We start from the raw sequence: 15,611 nt of genomic DNA, 5'->3' as shown, positions 1-15,611 counted from the left end.
CATGGGTTTCAATTGCGGCATCGTCGGCCTGCCCAACGTCGGCAAGTCCACCCTGTTCAACGCCTTGACCAAATCCGGCATCGCGGCAGAAAACTTCCCCTTCTGCACCATCGAGCCGAACAGCGGCATCGTGCCGATGCCCGACCCACGTCTGGATGCCCTGGCTGCGATCGTCAAGCCCAACCGCGTGCTGCCGACCACCATGGAGTTCGTCGACATCGCCGGCCTGGTGGCAGGTGCGTCCAAGGGTGAAGGCCTGGGCAACAAGTTCCTGGCCAACATCCGTGAAACCGATGCCATCGCCCACGTGGTCCGCTGCTTCGAAGACGAGAACGTGATTCACGTCTCCAACAGCGTCGACCCCAAGCGCGACATCGAGATCATCGACCTGGAACTGATCTTCGCCGACCTGGACAGCTGCGAGAAGCAACTGCAGAAGGTCGCGCGCAACGCCAAGGGCGGCGACAAGGATGCCCTGGCACAAAAGGCCATCCTCGAGAAGTTGATTGCGCACTTCACTGAAGGCAAGCCGGCGCGCAGCCTGATGAAGACCATGGCCGACGACGAGAAGGCACTGGTACGCGGTTTCCACCTGCTGACCAGCAAGCCGGTGATGTACATCGCCAACGTTGCCGAAGACGGCTTCGAAGACAACCCGCACCTGGACGTGGTCAAGGCCATTGCCGAGGAAGAAGGCGCGATCGTGGTACCGGTCTGCAACAAGATCGAAGCCGAGATCGCCGAGCTGGAAGACGGTGAAGAGAAGGACATGTTCCTCGAAGCCCTGGGCCTCGAAGAGCCAGGCCTGAACCGCGTGATCCGTGCCGGTTACTCGCTGCTCAACCTGCAGACCTACTTCACGGCCGGCGTGCAGGAAGTGCGGGCCTGGACCGTTCGCGTGGGCGCCACCGCGCCTCAGGCGGCCGGCGTGATCCACACCGACTTCGAAAAGGGCTTCATCCGTGCCGAAGTGGTCGCCTACGACGACTTCATCCAGTACAACGGTGAAAGCGGCGCGAAGGAAGCCGGCAAATGGCGTCTGGAAGGCAAGGACTACATCGTCAAGGATGGCGACGTGATGCACTTCCGCTTCAACGTCTAAGCCCCGAGCCGGGTCGCCACGACGCCCGACGCACACCAAACCCCTTGAGCGTTTACGCCTCAGGGGGTTTTGTTTTTACCGGTGTCGGTCACGCCTTCGGGTGACATGCCAAGACTTCCGGGCAAAAAGCCGGATAATGGCGGCCAATTCGTTTCGCACTTTCAGCACGGTATTCCCGCATGGAAATCAAGGTCAATTTTCTCGACAACCTTCGACTTGAAGCCAAGTTCGATGACTTCACGGTGGTGGCCGACCAACCCATCCGCTACAAGGGCGATGGTTCGGCACCCGGCCCGTTCGACTATTTCCTGGCCTCCTCGGCCCTGTGCGCGGCCTACTTCGTCAAGCTGTACTGCGAAACGCGCAACATCCCCACCGACAACATTCGCCTGTCGCAGAACAACATCGTCGACCCGGAAAACCGCTACAACCAGATCTTCAAGATCCAGGTCGAGCTGCCGGCCGACATCTCGGCCAAGGACCGCCAGGGCATCCTGCGTTCCATCGACCGCTGCACCGTGAAGAAGGTGGTGCAGACCGGTCCCGAGTTCGTGATCGAGGAAGTCGACAACCTCGATGCCGACGCCCAGGCCCTGCTGATGCTGGACGCCCAGGCGCAGACGCGCACCGTGATCGCCGGCAAGGACCTGCCGCTGGAACAGACCATCGCCAACATGTCGGGCATCCTCGCCAGGCTGGGGATGAAGATCGAGATCGCCTCGTGGCGCAACATCGTGCCCAACGTCTGGTCGCTGCACATCCGCGATGCGCATTCGCCCATGTGCTTCACCAACGGCAAGGGCGCAACCAAGGAAGGCGCACTGGCCTCGGCACTGGGCGAGTTCATCGAACGCCTGAACTGCAACTTCTTCTACAACGACCAGTTCTGGGGCGAAGACATCGCCAACGCCGACTTCGTGCACTACCCCGACGAGCGCTGGTTCAAGCCGGGCCGCAAGGACGCGCTGCCGGCCGAGATCCTCGACGCCCACTGCCGCGACATCTACAACCCCGACGGCGAACTGCGTGGGTCGCACCTGTACGACACCAACTCGGGTAACACCGAGCGTGGCATCTGCGCCCTGCCCTTCGTGCGCCAGTCCGATGGCGAGGTGGTGTACTTCCCGTCCAACCTGATCGAAAACCTGTACCTGAGCAACGGCATGAGCGCCGGCAACACGCTGGCCGAGGCGCAGGTGCAATGCCTGTCGGAGATCTTCGAGCGCGCGGTCAAGCGCGAGATCCTCGAAGGCGAGCTGGCCCTGCCCGACGTGCCGCAGGACGTCATCGCCAAGTACCCCGGCATCCTCGCCGGCATCCAGGGCCTGGAGGCCCAGGGCTTCCCGGTGCTGGTCAAGGATGCGTCGCTGGGCGGTGAATTCCCGGTGATGTGCGTGACCCTGATGAACCCGCGCACCGGCGGCGTGTTCGCCTCGTTCGGCGCGCACCCAAGCCTTGAAGTGGCGCTGGAACGCAGCCTCACCGAGCTGCTGCAAGGGCGCAGCTTCGAGGGTCTGAATGACCTGCCGCAGCCGACCTTCGAAAGCCAGGCGGTGACCGAGCCGAACAACTTCGTCGAGCACTTCATCGACTCCAGCGGCGTGGTGTCGTGGCGCTTCTTCAGTGCCAGGGCCGACTTCGAGTTCGTCGAGTGGGACTTCTCCGGCCAGGGTGAAAACTCCAACGCCGAAGAAGCTGCCACCCTGTTCGGCATCCTCGAAGGCATGGACAAGGAAGTGTACATGGCGGTGTACGAGCACCTGGGTGCCACCGCCTGCCGCATCCTGGTACCGGGCTACTCGGAGATCTACCCGGTCGACGACCTGGTGTGGGACAACACCAACAAGGCGCTGCTGTTCCGTGCCGACATCCTCAACCTGCACCGCCTGGACGATGACGCCCTGCAAGCGCTGGTCGAGCGCCTCGAAGACAGCGAACTGGACGACTACACCGACATCACCACGCTGATCGGCATCGAGTTCGACGACAACACGGTGTGGGGTCAGTTGACCATCCTGGAGCTCAAGCTGCTGATTCACCTGGCGCTGGAGCGTTTCGAGGAGGCCAAGGAGCTGGTGGAGACCTTCCTGCAGTACAACGACAACACCGTCGAGCGCGGGTTGTTCTACCAGGCGTTGAACGTGGTGCTGGAGGTGGTGCTGGACGACGAGATGGCGCTTGAAGACTACGCCGTCAACTTCCGGCGCATGTTCGGGGACGAGCGCATGGATGCCGTGCTGGGCTCGGTGGATGGCAGCGTGCGTTTCTACGGCCTGACCCCCACCAGCATGAAGCTCGAAGGTCTGGACCGTCACCTGCGCCTGATCGACAGCTACAAGAAGCTGCACGCGGCACGTGCCCGTGCGGTAGCGGGCACACGCTGATACAACGCCGATCCTGCAGGCCATGGCCTGCAGGATCGGCGTTGCCAGGCTTGTTCGTTCACCAACAGGTCGTGGTGGCGGCCAACAAGCCTCGAACGATCACCCCAGCTCGTTGCGCAACAAGCGGGCAGCACTCACCATGTTCGCCAGCGCCGCCTCGGTTTCCGGCCAGCCGCGGGTCTTCAGGCCGCAGTCCGGGTTGACCCACAGGCGCTCGACCGGAATGCGCCGGGCAGCCTTGCGCAGCAGCTCGGCCATTTCCGAAGCCTCCGGCACCCGGGGCGAGTGAATGTCGTAAACCCCCGGGCCGATCTCGTTCGGGTAGTGGAAGGCTTCGAATGCCCCCAGCAGTTCCATGTCCGAACGCGAGGTTTCGAGGGTGATCACGTCGGCATCCATGGCGGCAATCGATTCGATCACATCGTTGAACTCGCTGTAGCACATGTGGGTGTGGATCTGGGTTTCGTCACGCACGCCCGAGGCGCACAGGCGAAACACTTCGGTAGCCCAGTCAAGGTACTGCTGCCACTGCGCCCGGCGCAGCGGCAGGCCCTCGCGAAACGCCGCCTCGTCGATCTGCACGATCTTGATGCCGGCCGCCTCCAGGTCCACCACTTCATCGCGGATGGCCAGCGCCAGTTGCCGCGCCTGCACCTCGCGCGACACATCTTCACGCGGGAACGACCACATCAGCAGGGTCACCGGCCCTGTCAGCATGCCCTTCATCACCTTGTCGGTCAGGCCCTGTGCGTAGCGGATCCACTCCACCGTCATGGCATGCGGTCGACTCAGGTCGCCGAAGATCACCGCCGGTTTCACACAGCGCGAACCGTAGCTCTGCACCCAGCCGAAGCGGGTGAACACGTACCCATCGAGCTGCTCGGCAAAGTACTCGACCATGTCGTTGCGCTCGGCTTCACCGTGCACCAGCACGTCCAGGCCCAGGCGCTCCTGCACCTGCACGGCGTGGCGAATCTCGCTGTGCATCGCCTCCACGTATTGGCCCTCGCTCAGCTTGCCCTGCCTGAACGACTGGCGTGCCAGGCGAATGGAACCGGTCTGCGGGAACGAACCGATAGTGGTGGTCGGCAACAGCGGCAGGTTCAGGCGGGCACGCTGGCGGGCAATTCGCGTGGCAAAGGGCGAGTGGCGCTGGCTGTCCTTCTCGCTGATGGCTGCCACACGGGCCTGCACCGCCGGCTTGTGGATGCGCGTGGAGGCAGCGCGGCTGGCCTGCACTGCACGGCTGCGGGCCAGGGCCTGCACCACCAGGGCCGCCTCGGGCTGGTCGAGGGCATGGGCCAGGATCGCGACTTCCTCGCACTTCTGCACGGCAAAGGCCAGCCAGCTCTTGAGCTCGGCATCGAGGGTGTCTTCACGGCCCAGGTCTACCGGGCTGTGCAGCAGCGAGCACGACGGCGCCACCCACAGGCGCTCGCCCAGGCGTTCATGGGCGTGCTGCAGCACGGCCAGGGCCTTGTCCAGGTCGCAGCGCCACACGTTGCGGCCGTTGACCACACCCAGCGACAGCACCTTGTAGGCCGGCAGGCGGTCGAGAATGGTCGGGTACTGCTCGGGGGCGCGCACCAGGTCGATGTGCAATCCGTCGACCGGCAGGTTGGCCGCCAGCCCCAGGTTCTCCTCCAGGCCACCGAAGTAGGTGGCAACCAGCTTTTTCAGCGGGTCGCGCTGGATCAGGTTGTAGGCACGCTCGAAGGCGTTCTTCCACGCCTGCGGCAGGTCCAGCGCCAGGATCGGCTCGTCGATCTGCACCCACTCCACACCCTGTGCCGCCAGGCGCTGGAAAATCTCGCCGTACAGCGGCAGCAGGCGCTCGAGCAGCTCGAGCTTGTCGAAGTCGCCGCCCTTGGTCTTGCCCAGCCACAGGTAGGTCAGCGGGCCGATCACCACCGGCTTGACGTCGTGGCCCAGGGCCCTGGCCTCGGCCACTTCCTCGAACAGTTGTTCCCAGCCCAGGCTGAACTGCTGGTCGGCGCTGAATTCAGGCACCAGGTAGTGGTAGTTGGTGTCGAACCACTTGGTCATCTCCTGGGCATGCGCACCGCCACAACAGCTGTCGCTGACGCCACGCGCCATGCCGAACAGGGTCTGCAGGGTGGCCTTGCCGTGCTGCGGGCGAAAGCGCTCGGGCACCACGCCGAACATCAGCGAATGGGTCAGTACCTGGTCGTACCAGGCAAAATCGCCCACCGGCAGCAACTGGATGCCGGCCTGGCGCTGCAGGGCCCAGTGGGCCTTGCGCAGTTCGCTGCCCACAGCACGCAGGCCCGCCTCGTCCAGCTCGCCTTTCCAGAACGCTTCCTGCGCCTTTTTCAGTTCGCGGTCGCGACCGATACGGGGGAATCCGAGTGAGTGGGCCAATGCCATGACAATGCTCTCCTTAGGGGGTGATGGCAGCCATTGTCGGCAGGGCCGCAGAATGAGACAAACTCATTTAATTTCACATCAAATCAAGTTCTGCTCATGTAAAGACATCGACAGCGCTGCGCCTGGAGGCGCAACCGGCTGGCTGGACAGGGTTGCGAGGCCCCTGATCTGCGCCTAAGGTCAAACGACCCCGAAGCGAGATGACGTCATGCCCAACGCCTCGAACCCCGCCGTACTTGCCCTGATCGGCAACACCCCGATGGTGCAGGTGAGCCGCTTCGATACCGGCCCCTGCACACTGTTTCTCAAACTCGAATCACAGAACCCCGGCGGCTCGATCAAGGACCGCATCGGCCTGGCCATGATCGATGCCGCCGAGCGCGACGGGCGCCTGCGCCCCGGCGGCACCATCGTCGAGGCCACCGCCGGCAACACCGGCCTGGGCCTGGCGCTGGTCGGGCGGGCCAAGGGCTACCGAGTGGTGCTGGTGGTGCCCGACAAGATGTCCACCGAGAAGGTGCTGCACCTCAAGGCCATGGGCGCCGAGGTGCACATCACCCGCTCCGACGTCGGCAAGGGCCACCCCGACTATTACCAGGACGTGGCCGCACGGCTGGCGGCGGACATCCCCGATGCGTTCTTCGCCGACCAGTTCAACAACCCCGCCAACCCGCTGGCCCACGAGACCAGCACCGCCCCGGAAATCTGGGCGCAGACCCAGCACGATGTGGACGCCATCGTGGTCGGCGTGGGCTCGGCCGGCACCCTTACCGGGCTGACCCGTTTCTTCAAGCGCGTGCAGCCGGGCCTGGCCATGGTGCTGGCCGACCCGGTGGGCTCGGTGATGGCCGAGTACAGCCGCAGCGGCACCCTGATCACGCCTGGGGCGTGGGCAGTGGAAGGCATCGGCGAGGACTTCGTGCCCTCGATCGCCGACCTCTCCAGCGTGCGCCAGGCCTACTCGATCAGCGACGAAGAAAGCTTCGAGCATGCGCGTCAGCTGCTGCGCGCCGAAGGCATTCCGGGCGGCTCCTCCACCGGCACCCTGCTGGCCGCCGCGCTGCGCTACTGCCGCGAGCAGACCGAACCCAAGCGCGTGGTCAGCTTTGTGTGCGACACCGGCACGCGCTACCTGTCCAAGGTCTACAACGACCAGTGGATGACCGACCAGGGCCTGCTGCAGCGCACCCGATACGGCGACCTGCGCGACCTCATCGCGCGGCGCTTCGAGGATGGCCGGGTGATCAGCGTGCGCCCCGACGACACCCTGCTCACTGCCTTCCAGCGCATGCGCCTGGCCGACGTGTCGCAATTGCCGGTGCTGGTCGACGGCCAGCGCCTGGTGGGCGTGATCGATGAATCCGACATCCTGCTGGGCATGCATGAAGACCCGTCGCACTTCTCCCTGAGCGTGGCCAGCGCCATGACCGACCAGCTGGAAACCCTGCCGCCGTCTGCCAGCCTGGCGGCGCTGCAGGCCGAACTGGACCGTGGCCTGGTGGCGATCATTGCCGACGCCTCGGGCTTTCACGGCCTGATCACCCGTGTCGATATGCTTAACCACTTGCGCAGAGCACTCCCATGACCCAGCACGACAAGACCGCCTTCGCCACCCGCGTGATCCATGCAGGGCAATCGCCCGACCCGTCCACCGGCGCGCTGATGCCGCCGATCTATGCCAACTCCACCTACATCCAGCAGAGCCCCGGCGTGCACAAGGGCCTGGACTACGGGCGCTCGCACAACCCCACGCGCTGGGCACTGGAACGCTGCGTGGCCGATCTGGAGGGCGGCCCCCAGGCGTTCGCCTTCGCCTCCGGGCTGGCGGCGATCTCGGCGGTGCTCGAACTGCTGGATGCCGGCTCCCACATCGTTTCGGGCAATGACCTGTACGGCGGCACCTTCCGCCTGTTCGAACGGGTGCGTCGGCGCAGCGCCGGGCACCGCTTCAGCTTCGTCGACCTGTCCGACCTTGCCGCGTTCGAGGCAGCGTTGCAGGACGACACGCGCATGGTGTGCATCGAAACCCCGAGCAACCCGCTGCTGCGCCTGAGCGACCTGGCGGCCATCGCACGCCTCTGCCGCGCACGCGGCATCCTCTGCGTGGCCGACAACACCTTTGCCAGCCCATGGATCCAGCGCCCGCTGGAACTGGGTTTCGACATCGTGGTGCACTCGAGCACCAAGTACCTCAACGGGCATTCGGACGTGATCGGCGGCATTGCCGTGGTGGGTGACAACGCCGAGCTGGCCGAGCGCCTGGGCTTCATACAGAACGCGGTGGGCGCCATCGCCGGCCCGTTCGATGCCTTCCTCACCTTGCGCGGGGTCAAGACCCTGGCCCTGCGCATGGAGCGCCACTGCAGCAATGCCCTGGCACTGGCGCAGTGGCTCGAACAGCAACCGCAGGTGGCGCGTGTGTACTACCCCGGCTTGCCCTCGCACCCGCAGCACGCCCTGGCGCGCCAGCAGATGCACGGTTTTGGCGGGATGATCTCGCTCGACCTGGCTACCGACCTGGCCGGTGCCCGACGCTTCCTGGAGCAGGTACAGATCTTTGCCTTGGCCGAAAGCCTGGGCGGTGTGGAAAGCCTGATCGAGCACCCGGCGATCATGACCCATGCCACCATCCCCGAGCAGACGCGCGCGCAACTGGGCATTGGCGACGCTCTGGTGCGCCTGTCGGTAGGCGTGGAAGACCTCGATGACCTGCGCGCAGACCTGGCCCAGGCACTCGCACGTATCTGACCCCCATCAGCGCAAGCCAGCCCCTTGCTTGCGCTGATTGCTCAATGCCCGCCGGCTGAATATACTTGATAACTATTCTCATTCGGTACGGGCGCCACACGATGACCTCCCCTCCTTGCGGCTACCGTACCAACGTGGCCAGCCTCTACAGCGACAATCACGGCTGGATCCAGCAGTGGCTGGCGCGGCGTCTGGGCAACGTGCACGATGCCGCAGAGCTGGCCCACGACGTATTCCTGCGCCTGCTCGCGCAACCGCGCGAGTTCAGTAGCGACGGGCATGCGCGGGCCTACCTGAGTACGGTGTCCAAACACCTGTATGTGGATTTCCAGCGCCGCAAGCAGGTCGAGCGTGCGTGGCAGCAGACGCTGGCCAACCAGCCGCAACGCATCGCCCCCTCCGAAGAGCACCAGGCGTTGATCCTGGAGACCCTGGGCCAATTGCAGGCCATGCTCGAACGCTTGCCGGCACCTGTGGCCGAAGCCTTTTGCCTGGCGCAACTGCAGGGCCTGAACTATCGCCAGATCGCCACGCAGCTGGGTGTAAGCGAACGCACGGTCACCAAGTACATGGCCCAGGCCATGCTCCAGTGCCTGCTGCTGGAAGTGGAGCTGGACGGGGCCTTGCTGTGAGCGCGGCCCTGGACTCTGCCACCCTGGAGCAGGCCGCCGACTGGTTCGCACGCCTGCGCGCCGCGCCAGCCGATGCGGCCTTGCGGGGCCAGTGGCAACAGTGGCTGGAACAACAGGAACAGCATCGTATCGCCTGGACCTACGTGGAGCGCATCAGCCAGCGCTTCGACAGCCTGCAACCGCAAGCCGGGGCGGCGCATCAGACGCTCGCCAGCCTGCGGCGTACGCAACGCTCCCGCCGCCAGGTGCTAAGCAGCCTGTGCGTGCTCAGCGGTGGGGCAACGCTGGGCTGGCTGGGCTGGCAACGCCACTGGGTGGACGACCTGCAAGCGCTCACTGCCGGCACCACCACCGCAGTGGGCGAGGTACGTCGCCAGGTGCTGGCCGACGGCACCCTCCTGTGGCTCAACAGCGCCACCGCCCTGGATGTACAACTGGACGGGCAGCGCCGGCTGCTGACCCTGTACAGCGGTGAAGTGCTGATCGAGACCGCCGCTGAGGCGCGGCCCTTCCAGGTGCAGACCCGGGCCGGCAGCCTGGTGCCCCTGGGTACGCGCTTCAGTGTGCGCCAGCAGGGCGCCCGCACCCTGCTCAACGTGTACGACGGCGCGGTACGCGCCACCTGTGCCGCCAGCGCAATTCAGCGGGTGGCCAATGCGGGCCAGGGCCTGGGCTTCGATGCCAGCACCATGGCCGCCACCACGCCGGCCTGCGCCCAACGCCAGGCCTGGAGCCAAGGCCTGCTGGTGGCGCAGGACATGCCACTGGGGGATTTCATTGCAGAGCTGGCCGACCATCGACGCGGGCACCTGGCGGTGAACCCGCTGATCGCATCGTTAAGGGTCATGGGCACCTACCCGCTCAACGATACCGACCAGGTGCTTGCCATGCTCGAAAGCGCCTTGCCGGTGCGAGTGTCGCGACGCTTCGACTGGTGGGTGACCCTGGAGCCTGCCGAAAAATAAAAAGCGTCAGGTGCTTCCGGTTTTTGCGGCTCATTCGAATTAGAGGAGAACACCCTTTCACCCCTGCGCGCCCGAAGGATTCTGCATGCCACTCGCCTCTGCCCCTGCCCTGTTGAAACGCCCCCTGGCCCTGCTCATTGCACTCGCCAGCGGCGCCGCCACCGCCGCGCCACTGGACATCCCCGCCGGCCCCCTGGCCAGCCAGTTGAACCAGCTGGCAAGCCAGGCCGGTATCTACCTGGCCAGCGACGCCGCCCTGACCGCCGGCAAACAGAGCCGGCCCGTGACCGGTGCAAGTACCCCTGAGCAGGCCCTGCACGGCATGCTTGCCGGCACGGGCCTGAGCGTGGTGCGCACTGGCGAAAACCGCTACCAGCTGATCACCGCCCCCACCGGCAACGCCGTGGAACTGGGCGCCACCAGCATCAACGGCGCAGGCCTGGGCGAGACCACCGAGAACACCGGCGCCTACACCACCGGCCAGACCCGCACCGCCACCAAGCTCGGCCTGTCATTGCGCCAAACCCCGCAGTCGGTCACCGTGATCCCGCGCCAGGTACTGGACGACCACAAGCTTGCCTCGCTCGACGATGTGGTCAAGTTCACCCCCGGCCTGTCGAGCAACCACCGCGACAGCGACCGCTATACCTTCTACTCGCGCGGTTTCCAGATCCAGAACATACAGTACGACGGCATCCCGACCCAGGTGGCCAACGAGTCGCAGCAATTCACCAGCACCCTGTCGGACATGGCGATCTACGACCGTGTCGAAGTGGTGCGCGGTGCCACCGGCCTGCTCAGCGGTGCGGGCTCGCCCTCGGCCACCCTGAACCTGGTGCGCAAGCGGCCCACGGCCGACTTCCAGGGCTACGTCTCGGGAGAAGCCGGGGCCTGGGACCGCTACCGGGGCGAATTCGACGTCGCCGGCCCGCTGACCGACTCGGGTACGGTGCGCGGCCGCCTGGTCAGCGCCTATGAAACCGCCAACTCGTTCGTCGACTGGTACAAGACCGACAAGCGCGTGATCTACGGCGCACTGGATTTCGACCTGAGCGAAAGCACCCTGCTGCGCGTGAGCCTGGACTACCAGAACAACAACTCCGACGGGGTCAGCTTCGGGCACATTCCGCTGTTCAACAACAATGGCAGCGCGACGAACTTTTCCCGCTCGTTCAACCCCGGAGCCCGCTGGAGCTACCTGGACAACACCCAGTACAACTTCACCAGCGTGCTGGAGCAGAAACTCGCCAACGACTGGAGCCTCAAGGCGTCCTACAGCCACCAGTACGCCTACCGCCGCGGCGTGACCGGTTCGGCCAGTGCCGGGGCGCCCGACCCGCAGACCGGCGCCGGCGTGTCGATGTACATCAACCGCCTGGACAGCTACCAGACCCAGGACAACGCCGACCTGTACGCCAGCGGCCCGTTCGAGCTGGGTGGGCGCGAGCATGAACTGGTGGTGGGTGCCAACATCGCCTACACCCACCTCAACTACCCGACCTATCAACGTGCCAACCCGGCGGTCGACGATATCAACCAGTGGGATGGCAACCCGGGCGGCAAGCCGCACCTGTCCAAGACCGAAGAAAGCCTGACCCGCCTGAGCCAGTCGGGCACCTACACGGCCCTGCGCCTCAAACCCTATGACCCGCTGTCGATCATCCTCGGCACCCGGGTCAGTTGGTGGGATCAGAAAGACGACAGCAGCGACGAACTGACCGGCGCCAGCACCAGCCGCGACCGTACCAGAAAATCCGGCGTGGTCACCCCGTATGCCGGTGTGGTGCTGGACCTGAACGACACCTTCTCGGTGTACGCCAGCTACACCAACATCTTCCAGCCGCAGACCTACTACAAGACTGCCAGCAACACCTCGCTGGAGCCGCTGCAAGGCGACAACTACGAACTGGGCATCAAGGGCGAGTTCTACGACGGTGCGCTGAATGCGAGCCTGGCGCTGTTCGAAGTGCAGCAGAAGAACACCCCGCAGTACGTTGGCGAGTCGCCCCAAGGGCGCGAAATCTACCGGGCCATTGCCGGTACCACCACGCGCGGCATCGAAACCGAAGTGTCCGGCGAAGTGCTGCCGGGCTGGAACATCATCGGCGGCTATACCTACCGTGAATCCCACGACAAGGACGGCAATCGGGTCGAAACCAACCAGCCGATGAACCTGTTCAAGCTCGGCACCACCTACCGCCTGCCGGGGCAGCTGAACCGCCTGACCGTGGGCGGCAACCTGGTCTGGCAGAGCGACATCTACGCGGTCAACGGCACCTACGGCACCAAGGCACACCAGGGTGACTACGGGGGGGTCGGGTTGCTGGCCAACTATGCGGTGGATGAACACCTCACGGTCGGCCTGAACCTCAACAACCTGTTCGACACCCATTACTACGACGGCCTGGGCACCTTCAACTCAGGCTCCTACGGCGAACCGCGCAATGCCATGGTGAATGCCAAGTGGACGTTCTGAGGCTGCATCAAGTGCGAACGTAGCGCTGCGCCAGCAACTGCAGCAGCTGATCGTCGGCACCCGCCGCACCGATCACCTGCAGCCCCACCGGCATGCCCCGCACCTGCCCTGCCGGCAGGCTGATGGCCGGCAGGCCGGTGAGGTTCCAGGCACTGGTGTAACTGAGCACTGCAGCACGCACGTCGATACGTTGCTCACCCACCTGTACCTCGCGTGCATCCACCGGCGTCGCGGTGATCGGCACGCTGGCCGAGACCAGGAAGTCATAACGCTCGAACAGCCGCGCCATCGCCGCCTTGAGCCGAGCCTGGCCGGCCTGGGCGCGAATGTACTGCCAGCCCCTGACCTCGCGTGACAGCTCAAGGCGTTCGCGCACCTCCTGCTCGAACAGCTGCGGCGCCGTCTGCATGCGCTCGGCATGCACGTCGTAGGCCTCGGCGCGCTGCAGGGTGAGCAAGGTGTCCTTGAGCTGCGCCACCAACGGCTCCAGCTCGCCGGTCTGCTCCAGTGCATCGCCAAACAGCTGCTGCGCAGCCTGGTACACCTGCCCCTGAACGTCGGCGTCCAATGGCCCGAAAGTGCCCGGCTCGATCCAGCCTACACGCAGCGGGCGACGCAGCGTGGCCGGCGCGCAGGTACGCGCGGCGATCACTTCGAACACTACCCGGGCATCGTCCACATGGTTGGCAATCGGGCCCACGTGGTCGAGGCTCGACGACAGCGGGAACACCCCGTCCAGCGGCACGGCAGCGAACGACGGCTTGAAGCCGACCGCGCCGCACAACGCCGCCGGAATGCGGATCGAGCCGCCGGTGTCGGTACCCAGCGCCAGCGGCACCATGCCGCTGGCCACCGCCGCTGCACTGCCGGCGCTCGAACCGCCGGTGATGCAGCGCGCATCCCACGGGTTGCGCGCCGCGCCCTGCAGCGAGCGGTCGCCGGTGGGGCCATAGGCAAACTCGTGGGTCAGGGTCTTGCCCACGATTACCGCGCCGCCCTCGCGCAGGCGCTGCACGCACAGGGCGTCCTGCGTGGGGCGAAAGCCTTCGAAGTGCGCCGAACCATAGGTGGTCACGTGGTCGAAGGTGTCGATGTTGTCTTTGATCGCTACCGGTATGCCGTGCAGCGGGCCCAGGTCCAGGCCCTGGGCAAACAGTTCGTCGGCCTTGCGCGCCTGCGCCAGCGACACCTCGGCATCCACGGCGACAAAGGCATTCAGTGCCGGGTTCAGGCGCTCGATGCTGTCGAGCGCGGCCTGGGTCAGCTCGACACTCGTCAGGCTGCCGGCGCGCAGGCGCCGCGCCAGGTCGCCGACCGACAGGCCAAAAAAGTATCCAGTGTGGGTTGGCTTGGCCAGGTTCATACAGGCAACTCCATCAAACCGTTGCAGGTGTAGGGGAAGGGACAACCTGCCGGCTGCCGGGGCGCACCATCAGCATCGCGCTCATGCCCAGGGCCGTGGCCACGGCGGCGGCCACGAACATCGACGAGTAGCCATAGCGCACGGTCAGGTAGCCGGTGAGCATCGGCGCGATGAACGAGGCGGTGTTGGCGATGAAGTGGGTCATGCCGCTGTAGGCACCGACGCGGTTGGATGGCGCGGTGTCGATCACCACGGCCCAGTAGACCGAGTTGGGCAGCGCGTTGAGGGCGTTGGCCAGGGTCATCAGGGCGATCACGCCCCATACGGTCTGGGCCTGCGACACCAGCATGAAACACAGCGTGGTCAGCAGCAGGCAGGTTGCGGCCAGCCAGCTGCGCGCCACCTTCAGGTTGCCGGTGCGACGCAGCAGCAGGTCGGAGATCTTGCCGCCCAGCAGCACGGTGAAGCAGGCGCCGGTCCACGGGATCATGCCCATGTACCACAGCGACGACAGGTTGTAGTGGAACTCGTCCTGCAGGTACTTGGGGGTCCAGGTCAGCAGCAGGAAGGTGACGTACACGAACGAGAAGTAGCCCACCGCATTGAGCAGCAGGTCCTTGTTCTTGAAGAAGTGCCAGATCGGCGCGACGCTGGTGGTCGGGGTGCTGGCGTTGGCGGCAGCGGCGCGCTCCTGGCGCAGGAACTCGCGCTCGGCCTCGGACACCCGCGGGTTTTCATCCGGGGTGTTGGTGAAGCGGGTCATGAAGAAGATCAGCAGCGCCAGGCTGACCACGCCCAGTACCACGAACATGCTGCGCCAGTCGCCGGTCAGGGTCTGCAGGCCGACCGCCACCGGGGCGGTGAGCAAGGCGCCCAGCGGTGTGCTGAGCAGGCCCACCGAGACCACGAAGCCGCGTTCCTTGGGCGTGGCCCAGTTGGCCACGCTCTTGTTGATCACCGAGTACGCCGGGCCTTCGGCAAAGCCGAACAGCACGCGGATGGTGGCAAAGCCGGCCATGGCCGAACCGCCCATGAAGGCCAGGCCCATGTCGCCGGCAAAGGCAGTGGCGATCTCGAAGATCGACCAGGTGCCGCCGGCGATCAGCCATACGCGCTTGGCGCCGAAACGGTCGGCCAGGATGCCGCCGATCAACGCACCGACGATGTAGCCGTAGCCGAAATAGCCCAGCACGTTGCCCCAGTCGGCCTTGTCGAAACCGTACTCGGGGAGAATGCTGGCCGAGGCATACGAAATGGCACCACGATCGATGTAGTTGAGCAGCGCCATCAGCATGATCAGGAAGAAAATCTGGTAGCGAAAGCGCGGAACGGGTGGGTTGTTCATAGGGATCTGACTCTTCAAGTGATGGCAGAAGTCAAAAATGCGGCCGCGTCCGGCGTATTTTTATTGTGTTGCCCAAACGTTTGGGTTGAGCGAATGTATTCACACAAAAACATTTAGTCAATCGTTTGGGTAAAGGTTGTTTGCCGAGACAAGCCGTCGATTGGGTTAGAATCGCGCCCCGAAATCAGCCACGGTTGGAAGCCCCTCG

At 65.1% G+C, this 15,611-nt stretch carries 10 protein-coding genes; 7 read left to right on the top strand and 3 right to left on the bottom strand.

Going from position 1 to position 15,611, the window contains the following annotated elements:
- Position 1 precedes the first annotated feature (1 nt).
- A complete protein-coding gene (gene ychF, locus N0B28_RS03830) occupies positions 2–1,102 on the top strand; it encodes a redox-regulated ATPase YchF (protein ID WP_054916246.1) in 1,101 nt (366 codons plus the stop codon).
- Between the two features lie 179 nt (positions 1,103–1,281).
- The gene (locus tag N0B28_RS03825) at positions 1,282–3,486 is read left to right on the top strand and encodes an OsmC domain/YcaO domain-containing protein (protein WP_058540633.1); all 2,205 of its coding nucleotides are present in this window, start codon (positions 1,282–1,284) and stop codon (positions 3,484–3,486) included.
- A gap of 99 nt (positions 3,487–3,585) precedes the next feature.
- Here the strand turns inward: N0B28_RS03825 and metE are convergent, their stop codons facing one another.
- A complete protein-coding gene (metE, locus tag N0B28_RS03820) occupies positions 3,586–5,874 on the bottom strand; it encodes a 5-methyltetrahydropteroyltriglutamate--homocysteine S-methyltransferase (RefSeq protein ID WP_275730424.1) in 2,289 nt (762 codons plus the stop codon).
- Between the two features lie 208 nt (positions 5,875–6,082).
- Between metE and N0B28_RS03815 the strand changes: the two genes are divergently transcribed.
- The 5 genes from N0B28_RS03815 to N0B28_RS03795 all read left to right on the top strand — a co-directional run bounded on the left by N0B28_RS03815 (position 6,083) and on the right by N0B28_RS03795 (position 12,695).
- Positions 6,083–7,459, top strand: coding sequence for a cystathionine beta-synthase (locus N0B28_RS03815; RefSeq protein ID WP_043864322.1), 1,377 nt, complete (start codon positions 6,083–6,085; stop codon positions 7,457–7,459).
- Positions 7,456–8,622 (top strand): PLP-dependent aspartate aminotransferase family protein, encoded by a 1,167-nt coding sequence (locus N0B28_RS03810; RefSeq protein ID WP_275730418.1) that lies wholly within the window; start codon positions 7,456–7,458, stop codon positions 8,620–8,622. Before N0B28_RS03815 ends, N0B28_RS03810 begins: the two co-directional genes overlap by 4 nt.
- Positions 8,623–8,723: 101 nt before the next feature.
- Positions 8,724–9,254, top strand: coding sequence for a sigma-70 family RNA polymerase sigma factor (locus N0B28_RS03805; RefSeq protein ID WP_043864320.1), 531 nt, complete (start codon positions 8,724–8,726; stop codon positions 9,252–9,254).
- Positions 9,251–10,219 (top strand): FecR domain-containing protein, encoded by a 969-nt coding sequence (locus N0B28_RS03800; protein ID WP_238596461.1) that lies wholly within the window; start codon positions 9,251–9,253, stop codon positions 10,217–10,219. The genes N0B28_RS03805 and N0B28_RS03800 overlap by 4 nt, the downstream gene beginning before the upstream one ends.
- 85 nt (positions 10,220–10,304) lie before the next feature.
- Complete coding sequence (locus N0B28_RS03795) at positions 10,305–12,695, top strand: TonB-dependent receptor (protein WP_275730415.1); 2,391 nt, start codon at positions 10,305–10,307, stop codon at positions 12,693–12,695.
- A 7-nt stretch (positions 12,696–12,702) separates the two neighbouring features.
- On the opposite strand, the gene N0B28_RS03790 is transcribed toward N0B28_RS03795, so the two are convergent.
- Positions 12,703–14,058: an amidase gene (locus N0B28_RS03790; protein ID WP_054916250.1), complete on the bottom strand. Its 1,356-nt coding sequence runs from the start codon at positions 14,056–14,058 to the stop codon at positions 12,703–12,705.
- A gap of 13 nt (positions 14,059–14,071) precedes the next feature.
- Positions 14,072–15,403, bottom strand: coding sequence for an MFS transporter (locus N0B28_RS03785; protein WP_043864317.1), 1,332 nt, complete (start codon positions 15,401–15,403; stop codon positions 14,072–14,074).
- Positions 15,404–15,611: the final 208 nt, after the last annotated feature.

The sequence above is a fragment of the Pseudomonas sp. SD17-1 genome, assembly GCF_029201585.1.
GTDB classification, from domain to species: Bacteria; Pseudomonadota; Gammaproteobacteria; order Pseudomonadales; family Pseudomonadaceae; genus Aquipseudomonas; species Aquipseudomonas palmensis.
Note: the sequence above shows the minus strand (reverse complement) of the source record. Positions and strands in the feature narration are given on the sequence as shown.

What these genes read in the sequence shown, in the direction of transcription:
- N0B28_RS03795 (WP_275730415.1), top strand. Translation starts at nt 10,305, where the DNA reads ATGCCACTCGCCTCTGCCCCTGCCCTGTTGAAACGCCCCCTGGCCCTG.
- N0B28_RS03810 (WP_275730418.1), top strand. Translation starts at nt 7,456, where the DNA reads ATGACCCAGCACGACAAGACCGCCTTCGCCACCCGCGTGATCCATGCA.
- ychF (WP_054916246.1), top strand. Translation starts at nt 2, where the DNA reads ATGGGTTTCAATTGCGGCATCGTCGGCCTGCCCAACGTCGGCAAGTCC.
- N0B28_RS03825 (WP_058540633.1), top strand. Translation starts at nt 1,282, where the DNA reads ATGGAAATCAAGGTCAATTTTCTCGACAACCTTCGACTTGAAGCCAAG.
- N0B28_RS03815 (WP_043864322.1), top strand. Translation starts at nt 6,083, where the DNA reads ATGCCCAACGCCTCGAACCCCGCCGTACTTGCCCTGATCGGCAACACC.
- N0B28_RS03805 (WP_043864320.1), top strand. Translation starts at nt 8,724, where the DNA reads ATGACCTCCCCTCCTTGCGGCTACCGTACCAACGTGGCCAGCCTCTAC.
- N0B28_RS03785 (WP_043864317.1), bottom strand. Translation starts at nt 15,403, where the DNA reads ATGAACAACCCACCCGTTCCGCGCTTTCGCTACCAGATTTTCTTCCTG.
- N0B28_RS03790 (WP_054916250.1), bottom strand. Translation starts at nt 14,058, where the DNA reads ATGAACCTGGCCAAGCCAACCCACACTGGATACTTTTTTGGCCTGTCG.
- metE (WP_275730424.1), bottom strand. Translation starts at nt 5,874, where the DNA reads ATGGCATTGGCCCACTCACTCGGATTCCCCCGTATCGGTCGCGACCGC.